This window comes from Paenibacillus sp. BAC0078 (genome assembly GCF_054483875.1).
On the sequence record NZ_JBTLRW010000003.1, the window covers coordinates 420,291 to 441,922 of the forward strand.

Consider the following 21,632-nt stretch of genomic DNA (forward strand, 5'->3'; position numbering starts at 1 on the left):
CGGTAGCGGCTCTGTCGGCCGCAGTATGGGGCATATGGGCCTTCGCTTCAGTATCCAAGTCCGAGGCTGGAGTCGTAAAGGACAATTTCTCAGAGTTCAACACAAAATTATGGAAGAAAACAGATGGCTATTCCAACGGAGACATGTTCAACTGCACCTGGCGGGAGAACAACATTTCATTCGCAGGTGACGATCTCATGACCCTGTCACTTACTAGTCCGTCTCCCGGCGAGTTCGACGGTGCAGAATACCGTTCGCTGGAGAAGTACGGCTATGGCAAATATGAAATTAAGATGAAGCCAGCGGCCAATCCCGGTGTGGTCTCTTCCTTTTTCACTTACACCGGTCCCTCGGAAGGGGAGCCTTGGGATGAGATTGACATTGAATTTTTGGGCAAGAATACGCGGCAGGTGCAGTTTAATTACTTCACTGACGGCGTAGGAAAGCACGAACAGGTGATTGACCTCGACTTTGACGCCTCACAGGAATTTCACTGGTACGGCTTCGACTGGAAGAAGGATTCTATTACCTGGTACATCGACGGCCGACCCGTTCACACGGCCACCGAGAACATTCCCTCCACTCCAGTCCGCATTATGATGAATCTCTGGAACGGGATAGGCGTGGATTCCTGGCTGGAGCCGTTTGACGGCAAAGTCCCGCTTCACGCTTACTATGACCAGTTCCGCTATACTCCGGATCAATCGTCGGGCAAGTAAGAAGCTCCGGCGCTACTTTCGACAAGAAACCGCCTTGATCAAGGCGGTTTCTTGTCCCTGCGGCACTCATCGGCGGCTGCGGTCCCAGGCATTGACCTCCGAGGTTTCAGTTAACCCCCCGTAGGCTTTCCATTTGTCGACGAATTTGTCAAATTCCCCGATGCCGCTGTCCGCGAAGATGATTTTTTGAAAGCTTTTTTGTTCCAGCTTCTTCAGCAGCTCGCCGTCGCTCTTCATCGTCGCAGTTGGCGGTCCCGTGAACTGATCCTTGCGGGAAGCCTCCTTCTGGCCGAGCAGCACGGGGGTAATATCCTTCGGAATTTCCTTGACGACCTTGGAGGGAATTCTCGCTCCATCGAAGGTTAGCGTGTAGGAAGCGACCCGGATGCCGCCCAGCGGCAAAACAGAAGGCTCAATGGTCGGCTTGCTGCCGACCATCGTCCAATCATACCCCTCTGCAAGGCCATTGGCGAATTCGCCGGTCGAGGTAGCGTAATAATCAAACAAATAGTTCTGATAAGTAAAAAAGATTTCAGGATGCTTCATTTTCTTGTTGATCAGAATAGCGCCGTTGACAGGCAAGGTCCCTCTTCTCATGGCGATGCCGTCAGGGCCGTAAGGTATGGCAACGGCCTTGACGCGCGCCCGCGGGTTTGCGTCGGTCAGGATTGACAAGGGCCAGCCGCGCATCCAGTACGGACCTGCAATGATGCCGGCCTTGCCGGAGACGAACAGATTGGCGGCACCCTCTTCATCAAGCCACGCACTGTCGGTGGACAAGTATCCTTGCTGCACCCAATGCTTCATGAGCGCGACAGCCTTCCGGGCGTCTGGCTGCACAGACCCGTATTCAAGTGTTCCGTCGCTTCGGCGGTTCCATTGCTCAGGAACCGTACCGAACGCGCCAAAAATCCAACTGCTGTCTCCCATCCAGGTATTGGGTCCGTTGCGGAAACCAACCGAAAGGCCGAATGTGTCCTTAAGACCATTGCCGTCCGGGTCCCGGTTGGCAAAGGCATCCATGACCTTTTCCAGTTCATCCAGAGTCCGCGGCACGGCCAGATGCAGCTTGTCCAGCCAATCCTGGCGAATCCAGAGCAGCGGATCAGAGTTATAATCGTAATCCATGATCGGAATTGCATACTTATGCCCATCCCGCACAAAGGAGTCCCATGCCGAAGGGTCCTCGGCCACAGCCTCCTTCCACACTTTGGAAGCATATTTTTCAAATAACCCGCCGACCTCCATGAATTGCCCGGAGTCGATCAGTTCCTGGATGATAACGGTATCCCGTGTTGTTACGACATCGGGCATATTGCCTTTGGCCAGTTCAAGCCTCAGCTTGTTGGCATAGTTCTCGGAGGTACCGGAGATGGTCCAAAGATAACGGATGCGGATGCCAAGCCGTTTCTCGGCCCAGGCTGTATGCACATTATTTTCAAGGCTCTCGCCTTTTTTGAAGGTCAGATTTGGGTTCACAGAGCCTACCGTATACAGATCTACAGGAGGATTATACTTTCCTGCCTTGATATCGAAATGTGGCGCAGTGCTCTCCATGGAGGCTGCCGGGAGACTTTCACCTGAGCTGTGAAACGCGCAGCCCGACAACGTCAAGAGCAGCACGATCAGCGATAATCGAATTTTCATGGAACCACCTGCTTTTCGTAATGTTCTGGGGAGTCGAACAAATTGTATCATATCTCCTTCAGCATCGTGTGATACACTTCTTTTAGTACAGCGAAGTCTTTGAAAAGGATGATCTTATGACCTGGCGCCCGAACCTATTTATAAAAATGGTTGCGATTCTTCTATCCCTTATTTCAGTCACGCTCTTATTCTATGGATTATCCTACCGCAAGGATATCGGGGTCATTACGAGTCAGATCAAAACGACCGATTTGAATCATCTTGAATTCCTGACCCAGCAGATGGACAACAATATCAACCAATTAGCAGGCAGCATGTATGCCCTTCAGAGAGATCCCACCATCCGCGACTATGAGCAGATCCGGCAACTCGGCCATCTCATTGATCCCGCCCAGACCATCATGACCGTGCTGGAGAAGCTTTCCCTTCAGACCAGCTCCAGCACGTGGGAGAACCGGATCGTCCTGTACAAGCCGCACAGCGGCGAGACCCTGGGCTCAGATTCCTCTCTTTCCTTTGATTCCTCCGTACTGGACAAGCCTTTGCCTTCCGGCTGGGAGTATATTTCGGAGGAAAAGGGCAGCGCTGAAGCGGGCTTCCGCCTGCTGCTGTCGGACCCTCTTGAGAGAAAGCATGATCCCCGCTCGGCGGGACTGCTGATGTCGATGTATTTCCCGGTATCGAATATTGAACGGATGTTCGATACGTACCAGTCGCAAAACAAGGGAGACACCTTCCTGTTCCATCCGTCAAACGGAGTGATTCTTTCACGAAATACCGACCGGGAAATGGCGAAGCAGATCGTTGCAACCCTGGCTCCTTCGACAAATCAGGGGAGCTCAGAAATCTTCAGCCTCAAGGAAGGCAGCTTTCTCGTCAGCTCCGTCCCATCCTCGGCCATTAATTGGCAGGTTGTGCATTATTCGCCGCTGAAGCAGATACTTCAGCCGATTCGAAGCAGCCGTTATACCTTCCTGACCGGCTCGGCCATACTTTTGGCCATGAGCCTGCTGTTCTCGCTGCAGCTCTACCGCCAAGTGCAGCGTCCGGTAAGCCTCTTGCTGCGTTCCCTCAACAGAATGAAGGAAGGACGCTGGTCTACCCGTATTCATACCAAGACCAATCCTGAGTTCACGATGCTGAACGAAGAGTTCAACGAGATGGCGGAAAAGATTCAATCGCTGATCGAGCAGGTCTATCTGGAACAGCTACGGGCCAAGGACGCTCACTTGAAGCAGCTTCAATCACAGATCAATCCGCACTTTCTCTACAATTGCCTGTTCTTTATCAAGAGTAAGGCCGTTGTCGGCGACACGGCTTCGGTAGAAGCGATGGCACTTAATCTTGGCGAGTATTACCGCTATATCACCAAAGTCGACCATTCCCTCACAACGCTTCAGGATGAGCTGAAGCTGCTGGAGAATTACCTGGAGATTCAGAATTTGAGGAAACAGCGTATCCGCTACGAGATGGATATTGCCGATGACTTGCTGGGTCTGCAAATTCCCCGGCTGCTGATTCAACCCTTAGTTGAGAACAGCATTATCCATGGCATTGAGAAAAAAATCGGCCAGGGCTTCATCCGGATCACCGCCAGCCAGACGAATGAGGCGGTCACCGTCACCGTTGAGGATAACGGAGCCGGCATGACCCCTGAAGCGATTGCCTCACTGCATGCCAGAATATCCGAATCGACGCGTGAGGACGGAGGCTGCGGGCTATGGAATATCCAGCAGCGTCTTAAGTCTCATTATGACGATTCTTCCGGCCTTTTGATCGCCCCTTCGCCTGACGGCGGTCTAAAAATCACTCTCCGTATGGAGAAGAAAGAGGAAAACAATGCATCAAATTCTACTGGTTGACGACGAGCCTTACGTCGTCGATGATCTATCCATCTCGATTCCTTGGGCGGAAATGGGGTTCGAACAGGTTCATAAAGCCTACTCCGGGTACGAGGCGCTGGAGCTGCTTCAGCGCTATCCTATAGACATTGTAGTCACTGACATCAATATGCCGGAAATCTCGGGCATTGAGCTGATCGCGTCCATCCGCAGCCGCTGGAAGCATATCCGGGTTGTTATGCTGACCGGTTATGCCGAGTTTGAATACGCCCGCAAGGCGATAGAAGAGCAAGCCAGCGCCTACCTCCTAAAGCCGATTGCAAATGACCAGTTGATCGCCGTCATCGTTAAGCTCCAGGAAGAGCTGCGCAAAGAGTGGGAGACATGGTCCTCCTATCAGCGGACCATGCAGACCTTCCGCGAGCATCTTCCCCTCCTGCGGGACCGCTTGCTCGGTGAGCTGCTCCAGGGGCGGAAGTTGTCCGGGCCGCAGCTGCAAGAACGGCTGGCCCAGTTCGATCTGCCGCTGCGGACCGACCAGCCGGTATGCCTTGCTGTTGTCAGACCGGAGGAGTTCTTCCGGCGCCAGGACATGCGCAGCATGCTGCTGTTCGAATATGCGATCATCAATATCGCACAGGAGCTGTTCCAGGATCTCTTCCGCATATGGTCCTGCAAGGATGTGCATGATTATCTCGTATTTCTGCTGCAGCCCAGGGATGACATTGAATCTGGCGGCAATCCGGCAGATGATGTCGCCCAGGCGGCCTATCAATTGCAGAATAATGTCAGCACGCTGATTGGAGGCGGACTCTCCGTTGTAACTACAGGCTGGGGGGACTTCCCCGACCAGGTCTACCCTCTCTATCAATCCGCCATCTCGGCTATCCGCCAGCATATCGGCAGCGAAACGGGCATCTTTCTGGACGTAACAGATAACAGCAGCTCCCAGCCTGTGGAGATTCTCCAGCCGCTCTATGAGCCTCCGCTGCTCTTCCATATGTTCGAAGCGAGCAACTGGCAGGGTATTGAAGACAAGCTGAATGCCATCGTTACGGAGCTGGTCCGAAATCCGGACCACTCGCTGGAGCATATCCACGAAGCACGTCTGCATCTGGAGACGGCATTCTATTATTTCGCTCACAAGAACAACACAATGCTGAGCGAGATTGTCGGCAATTCGCTCTTGGAGCAGGCTCCCTTCGAGACACCGGACAAGCTGCGGGAATGGGCGCTTGAGGTAGTCGTTCTACTAAGAGAGCATTTTGAATCGGAACGCCGGGATAGCCGAACCGTCCTGATCCGGAGCGTTCATGAATATATCAACAGCAATCTGCACTATGTCTCCCTCCAGGCCATCGCCGATCATGTCCAGATGCACCCGGTTTATTTATCTAAAATGTACAAGCTGGAGACAGGTAAGCGAATCAGCGACTATATCAGCCAGGTAAAGATGGAAAAAGCGGCGTATCTGCTAATCCATACGCCGCTGAAAATTTATGAAGTGTCCGCTGAGCTGGGCTACTCCAACGCCCATTATTTTATTAAGCTGTTCAAGGAATACGCCGGCATGACCCCGCAGGAGTTCCGCGATCGGTCATTGTAACAGCCTTAACCTAGAATCGCAGTTCCACCTCATGGACGAGACCGTCATCAATAGCCGGTACAAGCCCATCCTCAAGCTCCCGGCCATCCAGAATCAGACTGGCAACACCGCCCCGCATCCGGCAGAAGCCCTCCGGCTTAATGATCTGGATACAATACGATGAGCCGCCGAGCTTCAGGGTGTAGGAAAGCTCCGTTTGCTCTTCCCGCAGGATCGGATTGAGCGCAATGCCTTGCGCTGTATATTCAATGCCCAGCGCTTCCATCAGCGAGAGGGTGAGCCAGGTCGAGGTGCCGCTGAGCATCGGACCAATGTTCTCACCGGTCTCGCTGTTGTTATATTGGGTGCAGAATCGTGGATTCCCGCAGATTGCGAACGGATCTTCCATAGTCTTAAACGGCATGATCCGGTCCAGCAGCCAGTAGCCGAAGCGGCCAAGCTCAGCAGCAAGCTTCGCATCTGACACTTCCTTGGCTCCCTTGAACATGGCTGCAGCGGCCATCATGCAGGCATGCTTGAACACACCGCCGTTCTCCCGGTCACCCGGAAAGTATTCGTCCGAAGCTGTGTGGGTGGACACCCGTCCCAATGCAACAGGCGAGACTAGCTTCAGCCCGAAAGGAGTCATGAGATGCGACTTCATAGTGTCCAGCATCACAGCGATCTGATCTTCGTCCGCACAGCCGGACAAGATGCTCCAACTGAAGGAGTTCAGGAAGTAAGAACCATCCGAGGCCGGATCTGAAGACAGACCATCCGCCGCGGCCCCCAAATAGGTGTACTCGCCATTCTCATAGCGGTTGAACAGCACGCGTGCGAAGAAATTGTCCTTCCAGGCATGATATTGAATCCGTCCCCGCAGCTCAGCTCCGAAGCGGTCCAACTCCGCGGCATATTCCTGCTCTCCCTTCCGGGCAGCCAGTACGGACAACTCATCCACCGCTACCTTGAGCAGAAATGCATTCATGACGCTCTCGGAATAATCGCTGTCCAGCGGATCGCCGAAGACTCCGCCTGCTTGTAGCTGCTTCCGGTAACGTTCTTCCTTAGCCGGGCCGTTCAGATACGTATCATCCAGCTTCAGGCAGTCGTTCCAGTCTGCGAAATCCAGCAATGGAAGACCGTGGCGGCCGACTGAAATCTTCCCGGAGTATACAATAATCGCCTTCAATGTCTCGAAGACCGGACGGCTGGTTTCTTGTCCCGCCACCGGGCAGGATTCGTCCAGGAATTCGATATCGCCAGTGAGCATTACATAACGATAGACGGCTTGAACAAGCCATAACGCATCATCGGACCATTTACCCGGCTCCTTGCCAACCCAGAAGAAATTGTGATAAGCATAACCCAGCTCGAACACCATACCGGTCCATTCCTTCAGCAGGCTCTTCACCAGACCGCTTCTTCCCATACCAACGAAATAATACATTGAGGCGTACAAATCCTGGATTTCGCGGAAACCAATTTCTCTGTAGCCCTTCTGTGTCTGGCAAAAGGAACGGGAGACAAACGTCTGGTAGAGCACCTGAAACGGCAGGTTGCGGTTGACAAACACATCGAAATTCCCGTCACCGGAGGCTACCTGCAGGAACTTGCCATACTCGCACACGAAGCCGGACGATTCAGCCAGCGCAGAAGCTGCCGCGCTGCGGTCAGAGAAACGGGCGACCAGCGCCCCCACCTCTTCCGCCAGCACCGTGTCGTTCCAGGTTGCACCGCTCTTGTCGGAGACCAGTCCGGTCAATTGATCAACCGTTGCCGCACTTCCTGCGGGGATCTGAACCTCACCGGCTACAGCGAAGAAACCTGGTCCCTTGCGGTGCAGAATACTGCTCAGTTTGAGCGCCCCGGACGGACGGTGCAGCGAGCCTGTACCAACAAATTCATTGTAGCTGACACAGTATTCGCGCGGCAGCACCGCTCCGCCCTCTCCATGAACGATCATCGTGTGGAAGCGCAGATCGTGCTTGCCGCCTTCCGGATAATAATCGGGACTGATAGCCGCCACGGCTCCCGTAGAATCCTGAAGCACACCGCCCTGCATGATGACATTGCTGTACAGTACATCCTCGAACAGTGCGCCCGGAGCGGCAGAACCGAACATTCCGGTGTAGACTATCCGAAGATGGCGGTCACCTTCTCCGTGGTTCGCAATTTCTATCCGCTGCATTTCGGTAGCCAGAGGCATTCCCTCGGAGTGCGGCAGAATAAAGATCGTGCGGGTGATTTCCAGACCGCAGCGGGTGCGGTAGCTTATAACGGTTGTATTCTGCGAATGCCTGCAGACGGCTGATTCAATTCCTTCATCTCCAGGGTCTGCGGAATAGAAGATCTGCTGTCCGTCTTCAAACAGATAAAACTGCCGGTTCGCCGGGAAGCCGTTCTCTTCCTGACGCATATCCCAGCGGGTCGCCAGCACCTGAGTTGCCGCGTGCGAGCGGAAGCTGCCGCCGCCGAACCGGTCAACAACGCTCTTCGGCGTGGTCTGAAGCGGATGAGGGAACTCAAGACGGTTGCCCAGCAGCAGATTGACTGCGAAATGCGGACCCGGCACAGGTGAACGCAGGTCGATTACATGCTCTCCCTCGGCATTAAGCGAACCTGCCCAGCCCGTTGCAGCTTGCAGCTGCGCCAGCGCCTCCCTTGCAGTGGCCTCCGGGATTTGGGCGCCCACCTCCTGGCTTCCGGCATGCCGGATATACAAGGACAGCTCAGTGCCTTCTCCGCTTACAACGAACAGAGCGGAGGCTCCGGCTTCAGCCGGCAGCAGCGCAGCCAAGGCTGGCTGCTTCAACAGCTCCTGAATGGCAGGCAGCCTAAACGGCAATCCTGCTATTCCGATAGCCCCTTGGCGTTCCGAATCGGTAAAAAGGGCGCTAATATGTGTACCGGTTCCAATCCGGTCAGCAAACGCTTGTCGCAGGATATCTTCGGCCGATGCCGTCGTTCCTCTTGCAGTAGCAAATTTCAACATCAATGTTGCTTCCACCTTTCCAGGCAGACCGCGGATCAGCCCTTAACGGCTCCCGCGGTCATACCACTAATAAAGTATTTCTGCGTCATGAAGAATATCACCATAACCGGCACGGTTACAACAGTGGACGCCGCCATCAGCAGGTCATAACGGGTGTTGTACTGGCCGACAAACAGGCGGATACCAACCGGAATCGTCTGTACATCCGAACTGGTTGTAAGTACCCAGGCGAAGAGAAGCTCATCCCAAGCCGTAAGGAAGATGAAGATGCCAGTCGCAATAATGCCGGGCAGAGACAGCGGCAGAATGATTTTGTAGAAAGCCTGGAATTTCGAACAGCCGTCGATCGTAGCCGACTCCTCCAGATCTCTCGGGATGGAGACAAAGAAACCGCGCATAATCCAGATACTGATCGGGGTATAGAACGCCGTGTAGACGAGAATCATTCCCCAGTATGTGTTGATCATCGGCAACCCGAATGTATTCTTGATCCACAGGAACATCAGATAAATCGGGAACAGGAACATAATTCCTGGAATAAGCTGAGTGGATATAATACTCATACTGAACAGCTTCGATCCGGGAAAATCAAACCGGGCCAGCGCATATCCGGCAAGCACGGCAAAGGTACCGGCAAGCACAGTTGTCGCACCGCAAATCAGCAAGCTGTTACGGAAATAAATAGCAAAATTAACTGTATCCCACATGTTGATGTAATTGACCCACTGCGGCTTCGGCAAACTGAAGGTAGTAATGCCGTTCAAAATTTGATCATTCGAGTGCAGAGAGGTAAAAATCATCCACAGAATCGGGAATATCGTCACTACAACAATGAACCAAGTCAGTGAAGTCAGCAGAAATGAAGTGACAGAACGTTTTCGGTGTGTACTCATTGGGCATTCAACTCCGATCTAAAGGCTCGGTACCAAACACCGACAACCATAAGCATTACGAACATCAGCATCATTGAAGCTGCAGAACCGGAACCAAACGCCCAGTAGCCAAAGGATTGGCGGGTCAAGGCCGTCATCAGCAGGTCTCCCCACTCTCCCGGGTATCCGGCACCATTACCGAACATCGTGGAAACGATATTGTAGGAGTATACATTGTTAATAATTTGGAATAAAAGTTGTACCGCAATAACCGGTTTGAGTAATGGCAATGTCATATTCCAAAACTGGCGGAACTTACTAGCCCCGTCAATCGTTGCCGCCTCATAGATATCTTCAGGAATGGTCTGCAATCCAGCCAGGAAAATGACCATTAGGAACGGCCAGCCGCGCCAGATGGTTGGGATAATGATCGCCCAGATGGTATTGGGTCCAAGCAGCCAGAAAGGCTTGTCATGGAAGAGATGCAGGACATCGACCAGAAAATAGTTGATAATACCATTTTGCTGCCACATGAAGCCCCAGAGCACACCGACAACATAAGACGGGATGACCCACGGAAGGAGCATGGCTGTACGGGCAATGCCGCGGCCGGGAAAATCACGGTTCAGCAGCATGGCCATCATCAGCCCCATGAACATTACACCAATAGTTACAATAACTGCATAAATTGCGGTGTTGCGAATTGCGAAATTCAAACCCGAACGAACCGGATTATCGGCGTTGAACAGCAGGCCAGTATAATTATCCAGCCCAACAAAAGGCGCCTTCAAATATTTGACCAGTGTAAATTGGTTGAGCTTCAAAAATGACATCCAGATGCCCTGAAGCATCGGAAGCAAGTGTACTAACATCATGAAGATAATGGTCGGCACCATCAGCATGTAAGCGAACTTGTTCTCTCTGACCCGCTTGCGCCACAGACCACGCTTGCTGGAAGAGGCTTTCGCGGAAAGATTTTTTTCAGTATGGAGTCCCATCTGCTATCCCTCACTTTGTTAATGGAAGAAACCGCCGTACCCTATCGCGCGGCGGCCTCCCAAAATTCTAGTAGTTATTGATTAATAATTGCTTTAACATCAGCCGCGGCGGAATCCAGCTCTTGCTTGATGCTATCTTTGCTATACGTACCCTTCACACCAGCAACGATGTCCCACACGTTGGCAAAGTGCTTTTGCAGCGCTGTTTCTGTAGGTCCCCATTGCGGAATGGACGGGTAAGTTCTTCCGTATTTTGTTGCTTCCGAGAATGCTTTCATATTAGCATCAAGATCCGGCGAATTCAGAAGAGACACTCTGGCCGGGAGCTGGCCGGATACACCTGCATAAGCCTTCTCCGCTTCATCCGAGGTCAGGTATTTAATAACATCCCATGTGGCTTCTTTGTTTTTGGAGCCGCTGAACACTGTCAGCTCACTGCCGCCAACAAAGGTGGCTTGTCCGCCAGGACCAGCTGGAAGTGGAGCCACAGCGAAGTTTTTCGCTGCCTTCTTGTCATCCATACCGCCGTTTGCTTTTGGTGTAGCAAAGTTTTTGGCGAGCCACGGTCCAGTGATAATCACTGCCGACTTGCCATCGCCGAAGTCACCCTCGATCTGCGACGAGTTCTTTTCGAGCGAGGCTTTATCAACAAGACCTTCATGCGCGAGTCCTGTGTAGTACATAACGCCTTCAAGACCTTTTTCATTGTTGAAAATTACATCTTTGTTATCTTGGGCGAGAACGTCGCCGCCTGCAGCCCAGATCCATGGGAAAATATTATGCACTACGTTCCAGTCGTTCTTGCCCGGAAGTCCCAGTGCTGCGATCTTCTTGCCGTCAACTGTTTGTCCGTTGACCGCTTTCAGCGCGTTTTTGAAGGAATCCCAATCCTTGAATGCTGTTTCAGGATTTACCCCGGCTTGCTTAAATACATCGGTCCGGTAGTAAATCGCACGCGCATCCACGAACCACGGTACTCCATATACTTCGCTCTCGCCCGCGATGGAGGTTGTTTTCCAGATAGCTGGCAGGAAGGCTTCCGCGCCGCCCACATCGGCAACTTTGTCAGTCACCTTGTCAATACCGCCCATGCTGGCAATTGCCGGTACCCAGGTGCTTCCCAACTGAAGCAAATCCGGGCCTTCGCCGCTTGTAGCTGCCGTTGTGATCTTAGTCCAGGCAGAACCCCAGTCAAGCACCGTTACCTTGACTTTGACATTTGGATGCTCCTTCAGGTAGGGATCAAGGGTCTTCAGGAAATCCGCATCAGGTTTCGGGCTGTTCGGCATTACCCAGGCATTCAGTGTAACCGGTTCCGTGCTTGGAGCTTCAGAAGCTGCAGGAGCCGTAGTCGCGCTGGATCCTTCCTTCTTTCCTCCGTTGTTAGCAGAATTTGATGAATTGTTATTGCCTCCACAACCGCTGACGACTAATGAAAATGCCATGAGCAGCGCACTAATTGAAACTGCTGTCTTTTTCACAATAAATCTCCCCCATTATCTTATGAAGATCTCGGAGAACGGTTGCCCGTCCTCCATGTCTTGATTATAAAAGCGATTGGTGCCGGTCTAAATACCAAATCCCAAGCCTAGATAACAAATTATAAAGCTTGTCTCAAGGTGCAGATACCGTTCCGTTATTCGTCAACATAATATCATCGACATCTACCGCAAGATGACCTGTGCCTCCATCCGCAATATTCCCCAGTTCGAAAGAAATACGGCCGATGGATGTGCTTCCTCCGGTAACGTCGAATTCCAGGGTATACTCGGCATAATCTGTACCAAGATCAACGATTTTGTTCGCATATCCGTGCCAGGTGTAATTGTTCCCGACATCCAGCCAGCCGATGCTAATGTTCATTTTGCGTGGTGCTCCTGCCTTGGCTTTAAAAGTGAGCGTATAATGATTGCCCTCGTTGTAGGCTACTCCCTCGTAATACACCTGCCGGTCCCAGCTGTTCGTTCCTGTGGAACCGACCTGCATCCGCAGCGCCCCATTCACATTGTCAATAGACAATTCACCGCTGTCGGATGAATAGGAGCTCCAGCCCTGGAGCGGAGCTGAGAAATCTCCGTTCGGGATCAGATTCTCTCCATACGCTTCTCCGGCGATCACCGGATTTACCTGAAGGAGGGAAATGTTGCTCAGCGTGACAGTATGTGCTCCAAGGGCCTCCGATACCTTGCCGAGACTGAACTGAAGCAGGGCGGCGGCATCGCTCTCCGAAGCGGTGAAATAGTATTCGAAGTGTCCGCCGGCTTCGCTCAGGCTCGCTGTCTGGTTCGTATATGCGGTCCAGTTGTTGTCCGAAGAACCGTCATGCTGAACCAGTACCCGAATCAACCGGGCTATAGAAGCTTCCGCATCAAAGCGAAGCAGGTACTTCTTGCCTTTCTCCACCGGAATTGCGCCTTGCTTAACCTGTACATTCCAGTCCTCGTCGCCGCTGCCGCCAAGGGCAACCTGCAACGCTCCATTCTTAGCAGTCATTGCAGTATTCTTCACCGGATCACTGTCTACCCAGTCCTTCTTGAATAGCGTCCAGCCTTCGGTTGAATCATTCTTGATGCTTCCGTTCAGCACCAGCTCGCGGGAAAGATCCAGCCAGGCCAGATTATAGCCGCTGCCGCCGAGACGGAAATAATAGGTTCCAGCGGGCAATTCAAGCGGTGCCCCGATGACTGCGCGATAGGATTGAAGTCCTCCTGTATCCCCAATTGCAGTGCTGTAGACGGCTGCCGTCACCACACTGCGCTTGCCTGCATCAAGGACGGACAGTTCCAGTTCGGAATCCGCCCGTACACTGGACACCCGGGCCACCGGAACAATGCTTGCCGCCTGAGGAAGAACCACTTTATACTCCGCGTAATCGCCCTTGTCGATATCAGTGACATCCTTACCGCCCTCGCCGCTCGGGGTCAGGCTGATTCCCGATGCGCTCCAATACTGATCGCCACGGAGATGCAGGTAACCGCCGCTTAATGCTGGCGGATCGGCCTTACGGACCAGACGCACGTTGTCGATCTCGGTCTTTCCGGCAGACTGGCCAAGTAGAAACGACAGATCACCTTCAGAGCCGGACGCGCCGGTCAGTGCTATTTCCGCTGTATAGCTCTTCCACTGCGGTGTCAGAGTAAATGTTGTTCCGTCAGGATAGAGAGTGTCTCCCCCTCCGGTGTTAAGATTGATACCGATTGGCTGCGCCTCATCCGATCTGGCATCGAATGCCAGCTGATAGGTCCCTCCTGCAGACATAGGTATGCCTGTCTGGGTGAGCGTCACATCCTCCGGCGACACGCCGGTAGTCTGGACTTCGGACGCGAACTCCCGCTTCATAAGCGGCAGCTCCAGTATGTTGGTTACCTTGGCTTCGGCCACTGCCCCCGAGTTCGGCTTAACCGCAAATGTCCAATAGCCCAGCCGCCCTTCTCCCTGATCGAACCCTCCATTGTAAATCAGGTTTCCGTCGGCAAGCGGGGTGCGAACCACCGGCAGAGGCTCCGTCTCCACAACCCGGACGTTTGCGAAATATGCTGCAATGTCGTTCAGACCCAGATTGAACTCGAACCGGACATTGTTGTCGGTAGCCTGATCCATGTTAAAGGTGTATTCGAACGATTGCCAGTCCGGGGTTAGCTGGAAATTCCGTTCCTTGGAATACGCCGTCCATCCGCCGCCGAATTCGGTAAGCTTACTCATCAGCGGACGGGCCGCATCCGCTTTGGCATCGAATGTTACCTTATAGGCTTTACCTTTCTCCAGCATAAGCGGCATCTGGGTTAGCTGAATGGAATAATTTTTGGTTCCCGCATCTTTGACAGCAACCTTCACCGCCTTGCCCTTATCCTTATCATCAATGACGGAAGCTGTAGCCGTACCGCCCGCATTCTCGATCAGTTCCCAATATTTAGGAATTCCATTAGCTGCTGCAGCACCGGAGAAGTCACCGTTATAAATCTGGTTCCCGTCCGGAAGCGCAGGACGCTGCGGATCAGAGAGCTCAGGCTTCGTTGGACGATGTCCCGTTACGTCCGGCCACTGATCCAGCTTCTTGTACTTGTAGACCCGGACATAATCGACATACATTTTATCCGAATGGAAGTCTGCCGCCGGATCTCCCGGCCAATCGCCGCCAACCGCCAGATTGAGAATCATATAGAACGGACGGTCAAATGGCGCAGGGTACGTATAGTAATCCGGCTGGCCGGCAGCCTTGGTTCCCCAATCGCTCGTTTCGAAATACATTTTATCGTCCACGTAATACCGGATCAGTCCCGGCAGCCATTCAAGCGTGAAGTCATGATAATCGTCAGCGAACGTCTGGCCCTTCGGCAGAACGTAGGTCTTGGACTGGGACGCATGCGGAATGTCGTAATGAATCGAACCATGAACGGTTCTCGGATACAGATCAGCCTTCTCCGGATCACCTGCCACTGGTCCCGTCAATTCCATGATGTCCATCTCGCCGCTTCCCGGCCAAGGTCCGTACTGCTTCTCATCATCGGTTGGCATCATCCAGATGGCCGGCCACATTCCCTGTTGAATCGGCAGCTTGGCGCGGACCGTGAATTTCCCATAAGTCCAGTCGCCCTTCATCTTGGAGGTCAGCTTGGCAGAGGTATACTCTTTGCCGCCGTAAGCTTCCTTCTTCGCTTCCAGTGCCAGGACGCTCTTCCCGCTCTCCTTCTCCAGTGAGGCGTTGTCCGGATGGTAATATTCCAGTTCGTTGTTGTATACAGTCCCTGTATCTTGAATATTCCATTTGGTCTTGTCAATGGATTGGCCGTCGAATTCATCATTCCAGACCATTTCCCATTGGTTGTCCTCTGATGGCGGAGTTGGTGTCGCTGTGGCACTCGGGGTTGGCGTTGCGCTGGCCGTCGCTACCGGAGTCGGCGTTGGTGTCACTGGCGCCGATGTCGGTGTCGCTCCACCCCCAGTTCCGCCGCTCGCCGCAGTGCTAGCCGTAGCACTGGCCTGCGGTGAGGAAGCACTGCCGGACAAGTCCTTAAGCGTCTCTCCGGTTTTGAGCACTGTACCGTTGAGCAGCACATTGTCTGCCTTTGTCTCAAGCAAGCCAATTTGCCCCTGGTTCACGATCTGTGATCCGGCAGCAGCGGCGCCGACAATCAGTGCATCCACTTTTGAGCCAGCCCCAATCTCTACTTTGGCCGGTTGGGTCAATTCAATCCGGGCCGCTGCGCTTCCATCCCCCAGGACGAACCGTACAGGCGCCTTGGAGGCGTCTACGATGGCCTGCCCCAAGGAGGCTTTGTGGAAAATCACGGAATTCCCGCTCCCCCCGGAGATACGGGTCTTACCCTTCACCTGGATTCCGGTGAACGATATTTCTCCCCCTCCCGTTCCGGGAGTCACATAAAGATTTCCGTTGAGCGATCCGCCTTCGATTCGCACATTCGCCCGGTTGACAATAACGTTCCCGGACACATCCCCAATCGTATAAGTTCCTTCCGCCGGACTGATCCACCCGATCATCCGGCCGAGCAGTGCCGCTAGCTCGGCCCGGGTCATCGTAGCCTGCGGATTCAGTTTTCCTGCAGAATCGCCGCGGATATAGCCAGCGTCAAGCATCGCGCTCACTGCTTCCCGGGCATAGCCGCTGACCACCGTGGCGTCTGTTTGCCCGTTCAGTGCGGTCTGGGAGGCAGTGCCAAGCCCGAAAGCCCGGGCTAGCATCGTTATCGCTTCCTGCCGCTGAACTGAAGCTCCCGGCTGAAATCGGCCATCTGCGTAGCCTTCGATAATGCCCGCTGCTCGGACCCCCTCAACATCTTTTCCGTACCAGGAAGAAGCGCTTACATCACTGAAAGAAGCAGTACCTGGGTTGGTATAACGGAATACCCGGCCCAGTATGACCGCCATCTCCGCACGGGAGACCGCTCGTCCCGGTCCGAATCCACCCTGCCCGTCTCCTTGCAAAATTCCTGCCGCTGCCAGCCTGTCCGCTGACGCCCCGGCCCAATGCTGATTCATATCGGCAAACTTTACCGTTCCGGCTGTGCCAGCGCTGCTTGCGCTTGCGGCTGATCCGGGAAGTCCCTCCGGCCCCGCTGCTCTTGCCAGTCCCGTGTTTCCCGGAAGCTGAAGCCCTGACAGCAGCAGAGCTGCAACCAGAAGCTTGGATATTCCTCTGCGGTACATCTAAACATTCCCCCCTATGTAGAATCATGTCGAATCCCGGCGTTGTCTCCGGTCGATTTCAGTATAGAGTCCGTCCGCTGCAGGTAACATACCAATTCCTTAGCGTGTATAACAAAGATGCAACTTTCGCCCAAAAGCAAAAAGCCCAATCCTCGGGGCGGCTGCAACAGCCGCCCGAGGATTGGGCGCGGGGAATCTATCTAACTCTTGTGGAGCATGAACCGATCAAAGGATCAAGAGGATGCATGAATCTGAGGGAAATCCTGGGCAATCTCTTCCCCGGAGAACAAATCGTCAAGCGAGCTGAGTGTGCCGTCTTCTTCAACCTGATAGACCGACATTTTCTCACCGTTGACTGTCAGTTCGATAAAACAGCCCCAGCAATAGAACTGGTGGGAACCGATCTTGCCGATATCCTTGGAGCCACAGTTTGGACACTTCATATAATACATTCCACCTATCCGTTAACAATATTAATGGCTTTTTGAAGCCGTTCTTCGCTCATCGCGGGAACCAGTACCGAATTCTCCCCAATGGACATTCCTTCAGAACAAGGCAGCCATTTGCGGCCCTCGATCAAATCAGTTACAAGCCCGTCACTGATTTCCAGCGCTACTATTGTGTTTCCCAACTTCTGGTCAAAATAAACATCGGATACTCGTCCCAGAATTGTTCCGGATGTAGTCAGCACCTGCAGATCCTTCAGTTTGTTCTTTCCCAGAAGAAAAGTATAGGGTATATGGTCAGTGTCGGTCTTCATAATCGACTCTTTACTGTGGATCATGACAGCATCCTCGCCATAAGCGGCAATGTCATCCCATGCCACAACTTTCACGTGACTAGAAAAAAATGCTTTACTTTCCAGTTCAATACCCGTAACATGCCAGTTTGAATCCAGTACAATATCGGCGATTTTGCCAATTTCATTACCTTCTTCAACCTCATATACAGCGAGGCCAATCATATCTTGAAGTTTCATGGCTGCTATTTCCCTTCACCTTGAGTGTGCTTACGAGTTCCCTCGGAGCCAAAAGAACTCTCTCTCGTTGAAACGGATACAAGGTAGTAGTAACGCCTAGTCTTTTTTACGCAGCCGTTTCAGAATGGTTTCAACTTTTTGGGCCACATACTCCATTTCTTCATTAGTATTACCCAATCCCGTGCTAAAGCGAATCGCCGAGTTCAAAAGTTCGCCCGGCAGCTTCATCGCCTCCAGCACATGCGAAACCTCCAGAGAACCTGAGGTGCAGGCTGAACCGCTGGCGGCGGCGATTCCTTCCATATCAAGATTCATCAGCAGCACATCGGTTGAGGCTCCAGGAAAGCTGAGATTCAGAATCCCCGGCAAAAAATGCTGCTCATCCCCGTTGATAACATAGCCCTCCCGCCCGATCCGGCGGTCCAGCTCCTGCAGCAGTGTTTCCCGCAGCTTTAGCACCTTATCCCGGCGCTGCTGCAGTTCTTTCACCGCAAGCTCCACCGCCTTGGCAAAACCAGCAGCGCCGGCAAGACTCTCGGTGCCTGCCCTTCTGCCGCGCTCCTGCACTCCGCCGTGCTGCCTTGGAGACAGCGGCGCGCCGCGCCGGACGTACAGACCGCCGATCCCCTGCGGCCCATTGATCTTGTGGGCGGTAAAGCTCATATAGTCCACCGGGAGCTCACGGAGTGTGATCGGCAGCATGCCCAGAACCTGTACTGCATCGACATGGAACAAAATGCCCCGCTCAGTAGCCAATCTGCCAATCTCTTCTATAGGTTCCACAGTTCCTACTTCGTTATTCGCGAACATCACGCTGATCAGCACCGTATCCTCCTGCAAGGCAGCTTCCACATCGGCGGCATTCACTCGCCCCGTAGAATCCACCGGAAGATAGGTTACCGTGAAGCCCATCTTCTCCAGCTCTTCACAGGTATGCAGCACCGCATGGTGCTCAACAGCCGTGGTAATGATATGTTTGCCTTTGTGGGCGGATGCGGCGGCCGCGCCGAACAGCGCCAGATTATCGCTCTCCGTACCACCGCTTGTGAACACCCACTCCTCAGGCGCACAGCCTAAAAAGCCCGCGATGGTGTCGCGCGCGCCATTGATTATTCTTTTGGCGGAACGTCCGTATGTGTGCACACTGGACGCGTTGCCATATTGCTCTAGCAGCATATTGTACATAACCTTAGCCACCTCCGGATGAACCGGGGTTGAGGCGGCATGGTCCAAGTAGATCGGTTTCATGACGATGTTCTCCGCTTCTCCATATTCAGAATTTCCATACAGGACTACTCGATTATACTGCTGAATGTGTTCTTTTACCACCTGTCAATAAACACAATATTGTAACATTTCCAAGGCGCAAGTAGCAGATATATTCAGCTTGCGCTCAGCTTCCTCCCCGATATAGTAACGTGGGCTTTCGGATAGGGACAGCAGGCTATGGGGGGGATTCCCTCCACCTTTTGCCTGGGGGCTGAACAACATGAACAGCTCACCTGATTTTGCATAAATTAAAGGGCTAATCGCGCGGAAAGCTGCTCTTCAGAAATGACCTCGATTCCATTTAGACGAAGCAGCGCAGCCGTTACGCCCTCGCCGGGAATTTTCTGTCCGGAAAATTCCCCGTTATAGATCATGGAGCTGCCGCAGGAAGGGCTGTTTTCCTTGAGGACTACAGTCGTTGCCGCATATTGGCGTGCTTTTTCCAGCGTTTCATAAGCTCCCTTTATATACATTTCAGTTACATCCGTCCCCAGACGGTCCACCACTTTCGCGGTCCCTTCAAGCACAGCCGCACCGTCCCCGCCAATAATTTCTGCCGGTTCTCTTGGGGTGGAGAAACCGCCCAGCAGCTCGGGGCATACCGCAACCGCCTGATTGCTGTCCAGCAGCTTTTGAATGGTCTCATCCAGACAAGCCGTGCCGTTATATCTTACTTTCATGCCTGCCAGGCAGGAGCTTACAATAATCACCGGGAATCCCTCCTTCGCTATAACCCGTTTCTTCATTTATAATTGATATTATAGCATTCATAGATACGGGAGGCGCGTCAGGATGTGCGGGAGATATACCATTATGGTAAGTATGGAAGAATTGATGCTGCATTATTTTATCCAGGATACCTCTCTTGTCCATTATGCTCCTAAATACAATGTGGCCCCGATGCAGCATATACCGGCGGTTATTCATGACGGCAGACAGAATCGGCTTGGAGAGCTCCGGTGGGGGCTGGTTCCTTCTTGGTCGAAGGAAGACAAGAACGGCAGCAGGATGATCAACGCACGTAGTGAGTCCCTTCAGGACAAAGCAGCCTTCAAGGGCCTTATCCGCTCACGCCGCTGCGTCATTCCTGCGGATGGCTTCTACGACTGGAAGCAGCAGGACGGCGGCAAGCAGCCGATGCGGATTACACTGAAGAGCGGGGAGCTTTTTTCCATGGCCGGGCTGTACGATATTTGGGTGGATGCCAGCGGAAACAAGCTCAGCACCTGCACGATCATCACCACAGAGGCCAACAGCCTGATGGCGGATATCCATGACCGCATGCCGGTCATTCTCAGCCGCGAAGCGGAATCACAGTGGCTTGACCGCAATAATCAGGAGGAGCCGGAGCTGATGAAGCTGCTGGTTCCCTACAATGCCGAGCTGATGCGGGCATATCCCGTGTCTGCAGCGGTCGGCAATGTGCGCAATGACTATAAGGAATTGGTTAATGAAGTTTCCACTTCTATACCTTTCAAGCTCTTCTGATCAGGAATACTCTATTATATGTTCCTCATCACTAGAAGAAGGTGGGATTCAACCATGAACTTTCGTAGAAAAGCAAAATTGCTTCAGGGAAAAACCGTACAGGTTACAACAACTGGCAGTACTTATATCGGAACTCTTCAGTCGGTTGGTACGGATTTTCTTATCCTAAGCTCCATCATCAGAGGACGCAGAAGAAGACTCATCATCCGGTTGGCAGAGATTATTCTGCTCTCAAGATTGTTACGCTAGAAGATATCTGGTACTGAAAGATAGGGTATCTACTCTGAGGCTAGCGTCTAAAGGCGCTGGCTTCACTTTGTTTAAGCTTGCTATAAACCTAGATTACACCACCTGCATAGCAGTTTTTTTTGTTCAAAGCCGCATGGGGATTTTTGAGATGGCCGTAAATTCATTCTGCAAGAGTAGCCGCGCGATTATCCAAAACAGATATTCTTTCAGCTTCACCAGCATCATTAAACCTAATTGAAACATGGTAAATCTTTGTTCTGTCTTCTGATTTAACTGTCATTTCGGACAAATATTTTTTACTTTCCGAGTCATATATGTAATCTAAATTTTCCTTTTTCTCTATTGCATTGTCGTTTCCGTAAATTTTTTTCAGGTCGTCTTTGTTCATGTTAATCTCGGCACCTTGTAAAGTCTTGAAGATACCTCTCGATTCCTCGCTTAATAAGATAGCAACAACGGAGTTATCTCTATACATAACAGCCACACCGTTTTTATAAAACATCATTCTCTTTAATTTGCTTTCTTCACTTTCTCCAAGAACCTTCTCGACATTCGCGCGACTCATACCATAACTTACAATTTCCTTCTCATTGTCTACCTTAACAATAGCAAGATCATCAGCAGTAAGTCCTTTTTTCGATGAACCGCAAGCAGTTAACAATACCAAAAACAACAAAGCAATAACACTCCGACGCATCATTATCCCCCTGGACATTTTTTCTAAAGTTTACCATGGGCAGATAGAAGAAAAAAGCCCTGCCAAGCGAAATCAGTAAGGCGCTATTACATACAAAAAAACCAGATGCTGCGAATCCCGCAGCATCT

At 52.4% G+C, this 21,632-nt stretch carries 16 protein-coding genes; 5 read left to right on the forward strand and 11 right to left on the reverse strand.

The features are described from left to right. Positions 1-11: 11 nt before the first annotated feature. Positions 12-719, forward strand: coding sequence for a beta-glucanase (gene bglS / locus ACX1DY_RS08690; RefSeq protein WP_458963927.1), 708 nt, complete (start codon positions 12-14; stop codon positions 717-719). A gap of 66 nt (positions 720-785) precedes the next feature. On the opposite strand, the gene ACX1DY_RS08695 is transcribed toward bglS, so the two are convergent. Further along, positions 786-2,366, reverse strand: a complete 1,581-nt coding sequence (locus tag ACX1DY_RS08695; RefSeq protein ID WP_458963780.1) for an extracellular solute-binding protein — start codon at positions 2,364-2,366, stop codon at positions 786-788. 116 nt (positions 2,367-2,482) lie between these two features. On the opposite strand from ACX1DY_RS08695, the gene ACX1DY_RS08700 reads away from it, so the two are divergent. Both ACX1DY_RS08700 and ACX1DY_RS08705 read left to right on the forward strand, forming a co-directional pair. Then, positions 2,483-4,228, forward strand: a complete 1,746-nt coding sequence (locus tag ACX1DY_RS08700) for a sensor histidine kinase (RefSeq protein WP_458963781.1) — start codon at positions 2,483-2,485, stop codon at positions 4,226-4,228. Then, positions 4,206-5,813 (forward strand): response regulator, encoded by a 1,608-nt coding sequence (locus ACX1DY_RS08705; protein WP_458963782.1) that lies wholly within the window; start codon positions 4,206-4,208, stop codon positions 5,811-5,813. The genes ACX1DY_RS08700 and ACX1DY_RS08705 overlap by 23 nt, the downstream gene beginning before the upstream one ends. 10 nt (positions 5,814-5,823) lie before the next feature. Here the strand turns inward: ACX1DY_RS08705 and ACX1DY_RS08710 are convergent, their stop codons facing one another. The 9 genes from ACX1DY_RS08710 to ACX1DY_RS08750 form a co-directional block, all read right to left on the reverse strand. Beyond that, the gene (locus tag ACX1DY_RS08710) at positions 5,824-8,787 is read right to left on the reverse strand and encodes a GH36-type glycosyl hydrolase domain-containing protein (RefSeq protein ID WP_458963928.1); all 2,964 of its coding nucleotides are present in this window, start codon (positions 8,785-8,787) and stop codon (positions 5,824-5,826) included. 35 nt (positions 8,788-8,822) lie between these two features. Next, positions 8,823-9,680, reverse strand: a complete 858-nt coding sequence (locus ACX1DY_RS08715; protein ID WP_458963783.1) for a carbohydrate ABC transporter permease — start codon at positions 9,678-9,680, stop codon at positions 8,823-8,825. After that, positions 9,677-10,657, reverse strand: coding sequence for a carbohydrate ABC transporter permease (locus ACX1DY_RS08720; RefSeq protein WP_458963784.1), 981 nt, complete (start codon positions 10,655-10,657; stop codon positions 9,677-9,679). Before ACX1DY_RS08720 ends, ACX1DY_RS08715 begins: the two co-directional genes overlap by 4 nt. Positions 10,658-10,731: 74 nt before the next feature. Continuing rightward, positions 10,732-12,138, reverse strand: coding sequence for a sugar ABC transporter substrate-binding protein (locus ACX1DY_RS08725; RefSeq protein ID WP_458963785.1), 1,407 nt, complete (start codon positions 12,136-12,138; stop codon positions 10,732-10,734). Positions 12,139-12,271: 133 nt separating this feature from the next. Next, positions 12,272-16,822, reverse strand: a complete 4,551-nt coding sequence (locus ACX1DY_RS08730; protein ID WP_458963786.1) for a carbohydrate binding domain-containing protein — start codon at positions 16,820-16,822, stop codon at positions 12,272-12,274. A 233-nt stretch (positions 16,823-17,055) separates the two neighbouring features. Continuing rightward, positions 17,056-17,265, reverse strand: coding sequence for a hypothetical protein (locus ACX1DY_RS08735; protein WP_019909142.1), 210 nt, complete (start codon positions 17,263-17,265; stop codon positions 17,056-17,058). Positions 17,266-17,279: 14 nt separating this feature from the next. Further along, the gene (locus ACX1DY_RS08740; protein WP_458963787.1) at positions 17,280-17,801 is read right to left on the reverse strand and encodes a PRC-barrel domain-containing protein; all 522 of its coding nucleotides are present in this window, start codon (positions 17,799-17,801) and stop codon (positions 17,280-17,282) included. A gap of 96 nt (positions 17,802-17,897) precedes the next feature. Beyond that, positions 17,898-19,049 carry a cysteine desulfurase family protein gene (locus ACX1DY_RS08745; protein WP_458963788.1) on the reverse strand — a complete coding sequence of 384 codons (1,152 nt, stop codon included), beginning with the start codon at positions 19,047-19,049 and terminating at the stop codon, positions 17,898-17,900. Positions 19,050-19,318: 269 nt separating this feature from the next. After that, on the reverse strand, positions 19,319-19,780 hold the full coding sequence (locus ACX1DY_RS08750; RefSeq protein ID WP_458963789.1) for a 2-thiouracil desulfurase family protein: 462 nt from the start codon (positions 19,778-19,780) through the stop codon (positions 19,319-19,321). An 82-nt stretch (positions 19,781-19,862) separates the two neighbouring features. Between ACX1DY_RS08750 and ACX1DY_RS08755 the strand changes: the two genes are divergently transcribed. Together ACX1DY_RS08755 and ACX1DY_RS08760 are read left to right on the forward strand one after the other, a co-directional pair. After that, on the forward strand, positions 19,863-20,558 hold the full coding sequence (locus ACX1DY_RS08755; RefSeq protein ID WP_458963790.1) for an SOS response-associated peptidase: 696 nt from the start codon (positions 19,863-19,865) through the stop codon (positions 20,556-20,558). Positions 20,559-20,612: 54 nt separating this feature from the next. After that, the gene (locus ACX1DY_RS08760) at positions 20,613-20,807 is read left to right on the forward strand and encodes a hypothetical protein (RefSeq protein ID WP_458963791.1); all 195 of its coding nucleotides are present in this window, start codon (positions 20,613-20,615) and stop codon (positions 20,805-20,807) included. Between the two features lie 160 nt (positions 20,808-20,967). On the opposite strand, the gene ACX1DY_RS08765 is transcribed toward ACX1DY_RS08760, so the two are convergent. Next, positions 20,968-21,504, reverse strand: a complete 537-nt coding sequence (locus tag ACX1DY_RS08765) for a hypothetical protein (protein WP_458963792.1) — start codon at positions 21,502-21,504, stop codon at positions 20,968-20,970. Positions 21,505-21,632: the final 128 nt, after the last annotated feature.